Source organism: Pseudomonas amygdali (assembly GCF_002699855.1).
GTDB classification, from domain to species: domain Bacteria; phylum Pseudomonadota; class Gammaproteobacteria; order Pseudomonadales; family Pseudomonadaceae; genus Aquipseudomonas; species Aquipseudomonas amygdali.
Genome location: NZ_LKBW01000086.1, coordinates 1 through 8,164 on the forward strand (window position 1 = coordinate 1; position 8,164 = coordinate 8,164).

At 59.5% G+C, this 8,164-nt stretch carries 7 protein-coding genes; all 7 read right to left on the minus strand.

Going from position 1 to position 8,164, the window contains the following annotated elements:
* Positions 1–684: 684 nt before the first annotated feature.
* The gene (locus AO277_RS08400) at positions 685–1,449 is read right to left on the minus strand and encodes an ABC transporter ATP-binding protein (RefSeq protein ID WP_002554833.1); all 765 of its coding nucleotides are present in this window, start codon (positions 1,447–1,449) and stop codon (positions 685–687) included.
* A 9-nt stretch (positions 1,450–1,458) separates the two neighbouring features.
* A complete protein-coding gene (locus tag AO277_RS08405) occupies positions 1,459–2,577 on the minus strand; it encodes a succinylglutamate desuccinylase/aspartoacylase family protein (RefSeq protein WP_044319935.1) in 1,119 nt (372 codons plus the stop codon).
* Between the two features lie 12 nt (positions 2,578–2,589).
* Entirely contained in the window at positions 2,590–3,300 is a 711-nt protein-coding gene (locus tag AO277_RS08410; RefSeq protein WP_002554831.1) for an ABC transporter permease, read from the minus strand.
* The gene (locus tag AO277_RS08415) at positions 3,297–4,025 is read right to left on the minus strand and encodes an ABC transporter permease (RefSeq protein WP_002554830.1); all 729 of its coding nucleotides are present in this window, start codon (positions 4,023–4,025) and stop codon (positions 3,297–3,299) included. The genes AO277_RS08410 and AO277_RS08415 overlap by 4 nt, the downstream gene beginning before the upstream one ends.
* An 80-nt stretch (positions 4,026–4,105) precedes the next feature.
* The gene (locus AO277_RS08420) at positions 4,106–4,888 is read right to left on the minus strand and encodes a transporter substrate-binding domain-containing protein (RefSeq protein WP_044319934.1); all 783 of its coding nucleotides are present in this window, start codon (positions 4,886–4,888) and stop codon (positions 4,106–4,108) included.
* 343 nt (positions 4,889–5,231) lie between these two features.
* Positions 5,232–6,935 carry an ATP-dependent DNA ligase gene (locus AO277_RS08425; RefSeq protein WP_044319933.1) on the minus strand — a complete coding sequence of 568 codons (1,704 nt, stop codon included), beginning with the start codon at positions 6,933–6,935 and terminating at the stop codon, positions 5,232–5,234.
* Positions 6,932–7,978: a ligase-associated DNA damage response exonuclease gene (locus tag AO277_RS08430; protein ID WP_044319932.1), complete on the minus strand. Its 1,047-nt coding sequence runs from the start codon at positions 7,976–7,978 to the stop codon at positions 6,932–6,934. The genes AO277_RS08425 and AO277_RS08430 overlap by 4 nt, the downstream gene beginning before the upstream one ends.
* Positions 7,979–8,164 lie beyond the last annotated feature (186 nt).

Below are 8,164 nucleotides of genomic sequence, written 5' to 3' on the forward strand. Positions count from 1 at the left end.
TTTGGTCGGCATACATGCACCTCTAGCTACATGTTATGCCCGAACACAAAATTTCTGACAGTCTCCTTGCCCGAGCCGGTACTGGCATGCAGCAGGCCGGACTCACCTTTCTTCACCGCCGCCCAAACCTCCTTCTGAAAAGCGAACGGCTTCCAGCCCCGGGCGAGAAACCATCGTCGAGCGAAATCGCTGGGTCTGCTCATCCGTTTGTGTGTGCTCTGAGTGGCGTTAAGTCAGAGACAGCGAAGAAAGGGTAATAGTTTTAAATGGTTATATGGCTGGAGTATGCGGAATCTCAACGATCGTGCGTCGCTCCGCGTCGCATGCCTTTCCGGACGCTCCGCGTCCTCTTGGCGACGCAGAGCGTCGAGCACTGCATCCCCACGCTGGAGCGTAGGAACGATGATCTCAATATCGTGCGCCGCTCCGCGTCGCATGCGTTTCCGGACGCTCCGCGTCCTCCTGGCGACGCAGAGCGTCGAAACCTGCATTCCCACGCTGGAGCGTAGGAACGATGATCTCAATATCGTGCGTCGCTCCGCGTCGCATGCGTTTCCGGACGCTCCGCGTCCTCTTGGCGACGCAGAGCCTCTAGCACTGCATCCCCACGCTGGAGTGGGGGCTATAGTCGTGGATATTTCAGTTCCGGTTACCAGGCGTTTCCGGCTTCATACACAAAAAGCGCTACTTCAGATTTCCACTCAAAAACTGCTGCAAGCGCTCGCTTTTCGGATTGTTAAGCACCTCGTCCGGGTGGCCGGATTCTTCGATCTGGCCTTGGTGCAGGAACACCACCTGGCTCGCAACCTTGCGCGCAAAGCCCATCTCGTGGGTCACCAGAATCATGGTCCGGCCTTCCTCGGCCAGGCCCTGAATGACCTTCAGCACTTCACCGACCAGTTCCGGGTCCAGTGCCGAGGTGGGTTCGTCGAACAGCATGATTTCCGGCTCCATTGCCAGTGCACGGGCAATGGCCACGCGCTGCTGCTGGCCGCCGGACAGGAAAGCCGGGTACTGATCGGCGACGCGCTCCGGCAGCCCGACCTTCTCCAGGTACTTGCGCGCGCGGGCCTCGGCTTCGGCCTTGGGCACGCCCAGTACGCGGCGCGGGGCCATGGTGATGTTTTCCAGCACGGTCATGTGCGCCCACAGGTTGAAGTGCTGAAACACCATCGCCAGCCGCGTGCGGATGCGCTGCAGTTCATCCGCGTCGGCAACGCGCATGCCGTCCTTGTCGCTGACCATGCGCACTTGCTTGCCATCCAGGCTCATTGCCCCGTCATTGGGCTGTTCGAGAAAGTTGATGCAGCGCAGAAAGGTGCTCTTGCCGGAGCCACTGGCGCCGATCAGGCAGATCACGTCACCGCTGCTGGCCTTGAGCGATACGCCTTTGAGCACTTTGTTGTCGCCATAGCTTTTGTGCAGGCCATCGATGGTCAGTTTGTACATGACAGGTCCTCAAGGAGAAAGTAGATAGCCGCTGCGATAGGCCTGGGTGCCGGCGATGTGCGCAATGACCATGCCGGCAGTCGCCATGCGGCGCAGCGAGCGCGCGTACAGCAGCCCCGCATTCAAGGCATGGATGCAGGCCACAGTGTCGCTGATCGGGTCGATGACCTCGGCAATCAGTTGGCCAGCCTCGACGTGTTCGCCGGGCATCGCGCAGAACACCAGCAAGCCGCCGACCGGCGTAGTCACCGGTTCGACCGCTGCCAATGGCGTCGCGGGGTAGAGCAGTTCGGGCAGCGGCTGGAGTTCGCCGTCGATGATGCCCGCGTCGATCAGGTAATGAATGATGGCCTGACAGTCACGGCTGGCGAGGGCATGGTTCACATCGCCTTGCCCGCGTAGCTCGAGCGTCACTGAGAAACTGCCCATGGGAATCGGAAAGCGCTCACCGAAGCGTTGCTGCAATTGCCACCAGACCAGCGTGAAGCATTCGTCGAACGACTGGCCACCCGAGTCGGTCGCCAGCAGGCTGGCCTGCGCGCCCAGGTAGCGCGACAGCGGCTCGACTTTCGGCCAGGCTTCGGGCGTAGTGTACAGATGCTCGACCGATTCGAAATCACAGTGCAGGTCCAGCACCATGTCGGCATCGCAAGCCAGGCGCTGCAGGGTCAGGCGCAGCGATTGCAATTGGCTGGTTGCGGGTACGGCATCCAGCGCCGCTCTCAGGCTGTCCCGCACCAGTGCGACGTTGTGCTCTGCATCAGCAGTCAGCCGGGCTTCGATATCATCGCCGACCTGCGCGCCAAGGTCGCTGAACCAGCGATTGAAATTCTGGCCGCTTTCCAGCTCGTAGCGGCCCAAAGGTGTGTCCATCAGGACCTGTTCCAGACCAATCGGGTTGGCGACCGGCACCACGACGACTTCACCCAGCAGGCGACCAGCACTTTCCAGTTCTGCCAGACGCTGCTTCAGGTACCAGGCAACCAGCATGCCCGGCAGTTCGTCCGCATGCAGCGAAGCCTGGATATAAACCTTGCCGGAACCGTTTTGCGGGCCGTAGTGAAAGCTGTGGACCTGCCGGGCAGTGCCTGGCACTGGCGACAGCAAGTCATGGGTGTGAAGGTGCATGTTCAGTCCTGATTAATGGGCCGGGCCGAGAAAGGCCAGCCAGCGGCGTTCGGCAAGGCGGAACAGCCCGACCAGAATGAACGTCACGGTCAGGTACATGACGGCGGCGATACCGAAGGACTGGAAGGTCATGAAAGTGGCAGAGTTGGCATCCCGCGCCACTTTCAATATGTCCGGCACCGTGGCGGTAAAGGCCACCGTGGTCGAGTGCAGCATCAGGATCACTTCATTGCTGTAGTACGGCAGCGACCGGCGCAGCACCGACGGCATGATCACGTAGGCGTAAAGCTTCCAGCCGGTCAGACCGTAGGCTTTGGCCGCTTCGACTTCGCCGTGGGCCATGCTGCGGATCGCACCGGCAAAGATCTCTGTGGTGTACGCACAGGTGTTCAGGGTGAAGGCCAGGATTGTGCAGTTCATCGCATCGCGAAAAAACGCATCCAGCATCGGCTGTTCACGCACCGCAGCAATGCTGTAAATGCCGGTGTAGCAAATCAGCAACTGTATATAGAGAGGCGTGCCGCGAAACAGGTAGGTGTAGAACTGCACTGGCCAGCGTACCCAGCGGTTTTTCGACACCCGTGCAATCGACAGCGGGATCGACACGCAGAAGCCGATGGCGATAGAGGCGCTGAGCAGCCACATGGTCATGGCCAGCCCAGTGATATTTACGCCGTCTGTATAAAGGAAGGGTTTCCAGTATTCCTGTAACAATTCGATCATCGCTGTGCCTCCCGGCTGCCTGCGGCATAGTGCCGTTCAGCCCAACGCAGGGCGAAGTTCGAGGCGCTGGTGATCAGCAGGTAGATCAATGCCGCCAACACCAGAAAGTAGAACAACTGATAGGTACTTTTGCCGGCGTCCTGCGAGGCCTTGACCAGATCAGCCAGGCCGATGATCGATACCAGCGCCGTAGCCTTGAGCAGTACCTGCCAGTTATTGCCGATCCCCGGCAGTGCGTAACGCATCATTTGCGGGAACACAACGTAGCGAAATCGCTGGCCGCGTTTCAGTCCATAGGCCGTCGCTGCTTCCACCTGACCGCGAGGCACGGACAGAATCGCGCCGCGAAACGTCTCGGTGAAATATGCCCCATAAATGAAGCCCAAAGTGATGACACCCGCGCCGAACGGGTTGATCTCGATGTATTCCCATTCCATCGCGTCGGTGAGCATGGTCAGCCATGTTTGCAGGCTGTAGAAAATCAACAGCATCAACACCAGATCCGGGATGCCGCGGATCAGTGTTGTATAAATTTGTGCCGGCACGCGCAGCAGCGCCGAGCTCGACAGTTTGGCACTTGCCCCGATCAGCCCGAGCAGGATGCTCAGTGCGAGGGACAGCACAGCCAGTTTGATGGTCATCCAGGTGCCTTCCAGCAACAGCGGGCCAAAGCCCTTCAGGCTGAACGCCGAGAGTCCCAGGTTTTGCATGAGTGCATCGAGCATGGATAGGCCTTGCTTTCAAAAACAGAGACGCCCATCGATTGGGCGGCGAATCATCGCCGAAATCGATGGGCGTCGGGGTGTTATTTGCCGCTGTACAGGTTCAGGTCGCCAAAATGCTTTTTCTGGATTTCGGCGTAGATGCCGTCGTCGTGCATCGCTTTGATGCCTTTATCCAGCAGCGCTTTCAGTTCTTTGTTGCCCTTGGCGATGCCGATGGCGGTTTTGGCTGGCAGCAATTCGCTGTCGATAGGCTTGCTGACTTCGTAATCAGCACCGGCTGGCGATTTCAGGAAACCCAGTTCGGCTTGCAGCATGTCCTGGATCGAAGCGTCCAGACGACCGGAAGTCAGGTCGGCGTAAACCTGATCCTGGTTGGCGTAGGCCTTGGTGGATACACCGGCCTTGTCCAGTACGGCCTTGGCGTAGGCTTCCTGGATAGTGCCTTGCTCATAGCCAACGGTCTTGCCTTTCAGGCTGGCCGGGTCGGCGGTAAAGCCTGCACCTTTCTTGAACACCAGCGAAGTAGGGCCGGAGAACAGTTCGTTGGAGAAGTCGATGACTTTTTCGCGAGCAGGGGTCACGGTCATCGAGGAAATCACGCCGTCGAACTTGCGTGCCTTGAGGCCGGGAATCATGCCGTCGAAATCGCTTTCAACCCATTTGCAGGTGACCTTCAGCTCTTTGCAGATCGCGTTGCCCAGATCGATATCGAAGCCGACCAGGCTGCCGTCGGCGGCTTTGGATTCAAACGGCGCATAGGACGGATCAACGCCGAAGCGCAGTTCCTTGTATTCCTTGGCCATCGTATTACCGGCGGCGAGGCACAGAGCCAGTGCAGAAAGAGTCAGCCATGCTTTTTTCATTGTTCAGTCCTTAAAACCTTAAATGGGGCGTTGGGAACACGCGAAGCTTGCTACCGGCAAGTGCCAGACTGGCAGAAGGTAGCAATTTCCGAACCAGAGCGATGAACGTGCGTTTGAAATGTAAGGCGTTGTCGCTATTTCGTATAAATGGCTGGCAATCTGCCGCCTTGGCATGTTTATGGGCGGGATGTTGTTCTCTGTGACTTAAACCACACCCCCATTAGGCTCGCGGCGAGCGGCAGAATGGTAACGAAAGAGAACGGTTGTTGCGGGCAGGCAAACCCTGGTGGCAGGCAGTGTTTCAAAAAGGTGCACGTCAATTTGCGCGCACTTTTTCGGTGCGTCAGTTCGGCAGGTCCTGTAATGACGCCAGGCTGTCGGCTTCGGCCACCGGCTTGTCCTGCCGCCAGCGCAACATGCGCGGGAAGCGCACCGCAATGCCGCTCTTGTGGCGCTTTGACAAGGCAATGCCTTCAAAGCCCAGTTCGAATACCAGCGTCGGCGTGACGCTGCTCACCGGCCCAAATTTTTCCACGGTGGTTTTACGAACGATGGCGTCGACCTTACGCATTTCCTCGTCGGTCAGCCCTGAGTAGGCTTTGGCGAATGGCACCAGCGTGCGCTCACTGGCGTCGGGCGGGCCGTCCCACACCGCAAAGGTGTAGTCGCTGTACAGACTGGCACGTCGGCCGTGGCCGCGTTGCGCGTAGATCAGCACGGCATCGACGCTGAACGGGTCGATTTTCCATTTCCACCACACGCCCATGTCCTTGGTGCGACCGACGCCGTACAGCGAGTCGCGGGCCTTGAGCATCATGCCCTCGACGCCCAGACTGCGAGAGGCTTCACGTTGCGTCGCCAGATCAAGCCAATCCTTGCCGGTGAGTACCGGGGAGGGCATCAGCACCTCGCTCTGGACGCTTTCGATCAAGGTTTCCAGTTGCGTGCGACGTTCATGTTGGGGCCGGCTGCGCCAGTCATCGCCTTGCCATTCAAGCAGGTCATAGGCCAGCACTACAACGGGCACGTCGGCGAGGATCTTCTTGCCGAGTGTCTTGCGGCCAATCCTCTGTTGCAACAGGGCGAAGGGCTGAACCGAAGGTGACGCTGTGGTGGCATCACCGTTCAACGCAAATTCAGCGCTGCCATCGGGGCTCGGCTCTGGAGCTTTCCAGACGACGATTTCGCCGTCTATCACCGTGCCGTCAGGCAGGCACTGCGCCAGGCTGTGCAGCTCGGGAAAACGGTCGGTGACCAGCTCTTCGCCACGCGACCAGATCCACAAGCGTCCGTCACGTTTGACCAGTTGTGCGCGAATACCGTCCCACTTCCATTCCACCTGCCAGTTCTCGGCCGCCCCGAGCAACTCCTCGAACTGGTCGGCGGGCTGTTGCAGGGAATGGGCAAGAAAAAACGGATAGGGCTGACCGCCACGTTGTGCGTGCTCGTCTTCGGATTCGGGCGCGATCAGTTTCAGGTAGCGCTCTGCGCTGGGCCGATGCGACAGGTCGGTATAGCCCACCAGCCTTTGGGCGACGCGCTTGCTGTCGATGTCCGCCAGCGCAGCCAGTGCGCGCGTTACCAGCAGTTTCGATACGCCAACCCGGAAACTGCCGGTAATCAGTTTTATACAGACCATCAGGCTGCTGCGGTCCAGTTGCGACCAGAACATCGGCAGGCGTTCTGCCAGCTCTTCGGGCGGCAGGCCGCGCAACGGCAGCAGCTTGTCTTCCATCCAGGTGGCCAGGCCCTCGTCATTGCTGTGATCGGCCTGGGGCAGCAACAATGACAAGGTCTCCGCCAGATCACCGACCGCCTGATAGCTTTCTTCGAACAGCCACTCCGGCAGATTTGCCAGTGTCATTGCCTGCTCGCGCAACACGCGGGTCGGCACCAGTTGCCTGGGGCGACCACCGGACAGGAAGTACACAGCCCAGGCAGCATCCTCTGCAGCCGCTTTCTCGAAATAGTCACGCATCGCGGCGAGTTTGGCGTTGCTCGATGTGGTTGCGTCCAGTTGTGCGTAGAGTTCCGCGAAGGCTTTCATGACTGAGCCTCCCCCGCAGTTACCGCCTCAGGCTCTGCCGTCGCCGGATTGCTGTCCTCTTCATCGCCGTATTCGGTGCTGAAGCCTTGCGCATCCAGCCCCAGTTCGCGCAGATAACGCACTAATATGCCGACCGAACCGTGGGTGACCATGACCCGCTCGGCACCAGTCTGTTCGATGGCCCACAGCAATCCCGGCCAGTCAGCGTGATCGGATAGCACAAAGCCGCGATCCACGCCACGCCGACGTCGCGTGCCGCGCAGCATCATCCAGCCGCTGGCAAACGCATCGCTGTATTCGCCGAAGCGCTTCATCCAACTGCTGCCACCGGCCGAGGGCGGGGCGAGAATCAACGCCTGACGCAGGGCCGGATCGGTCTTTTTGAAATCGCCAGCGTATTGGGTTTCCGGAATACGAATGCCACCTTCGCGATAGACCCGGTTCAACGGCTCGACAGCGCCATGCACCAGAATCGGCCCGATCTGCGAATCAATGCCATGCAGAATGCGTTGCGCCTTGCCGAACGAGTAGGCGAACAGCACCCTGGCCTTGCCTTGGGCCGCATTGCCACGCCACCACTGGTTGATGCCTTCGAAAATCTGCGACTGCGGTGCCCAGCGATAGATCGGCAGGCCGAAGGTCGATTCGGTAATAAAGGTGTGACAGCGCACCGGTTCGAACGCCGCGCAGGTGCCGTCGGGTTCGACTTTGTAATCCCCGGAAGCCACCCAGACTTCGCCTTGGTACTCCAGCCGCACCTGCGCCGACCCCAGCACATGCCCGGCCGGGTGCAGGCTGAGTTTCACCCCGTGATGGGTGATGGTTTCGCCGTATTCCAGGGTCTGCAGGTTGATGTCCTGGCCAAGGCGCGAACGCAGAATGCCCTCGCCGCTTGCCGCCGACAGATAATGCTGATTGCCGGTACGGGCGTGGTCGCCATGCGCATGGGTGATGACGGCCCGTTCGACCGGGCGCCACGGGTCGATATAGAAATCACCGGGTGGGCAGTACAAACCTTCGGGACGAGCAACGACAAGATCCATGAGGCAACCGTATGGATGGGCTTGTTAGCTATGAGCCGGGGCAGGGCGGGAAGTTCGGGGAGTTTGCGTGAGGGCTGCTTAGCGTGAGGTGCGATAAATGTCCAAAAGAACACTATCGTGCATAAAAGCGCTTTTTTATCACGATGGCACTGACGACGCAGAGTGCGACGTTAGTGACGGCTGAGT

Excerpts from the sequence above, each read along its gene's own strand:
- AO277_RS08400 (WP_002554833.1), bottom strand. The coding sequence starts at position 1,449 with ATGTACAAACTGACCATCGATGGCCTGCACAAAAGCTATGGCGACAAC.
- AO277_RS08410 (WP_002554831.1), bottom strand. The coding sequence starts at position 3,300 with ATGATCGAATTGTTACAGGAATACTGGAAACCCTTCCTTTATACAGAC.
- AO277_RS08430 (WP_044319932.1), bottom strand. The coding sequence starts at position 7,978 with ATGGATCTTGTCGTTGCTCGTCCCGAAGGTTTGTACTGCCCACCCGGT.
- AO277_RS08425 (WP_044319933.1), bottom strand. The coding sequence starts at position 6,935 with ATGAAAGCCTTCGCGGAACTCTACGCACAACTGGACGCAACCACATCG.
- AO277_RS08420 (WP_044319934.1), bottom strand. The coding sequence starts at position 4,888 with ATGAAAAAAGCATGGCTGACTCTTTCTGCACTGGCTCTGTGCCTCGCC.
- AO277_RS08405 (WP_044319935.1), bottom strand. The coding sequence starts at position 2,577 with ATGCACCTTCACACCCATGACTTGCTGTCGCCAGTGCCAGGCACTGCC.
- AO277_RS08415 (WP_002554830.1), bottom strand. The coding sequence starts at position 4,025 with ATGCTCGATGCACTCATGCAAAACCTGGGACTCTCGGCGTTCAGCCTG.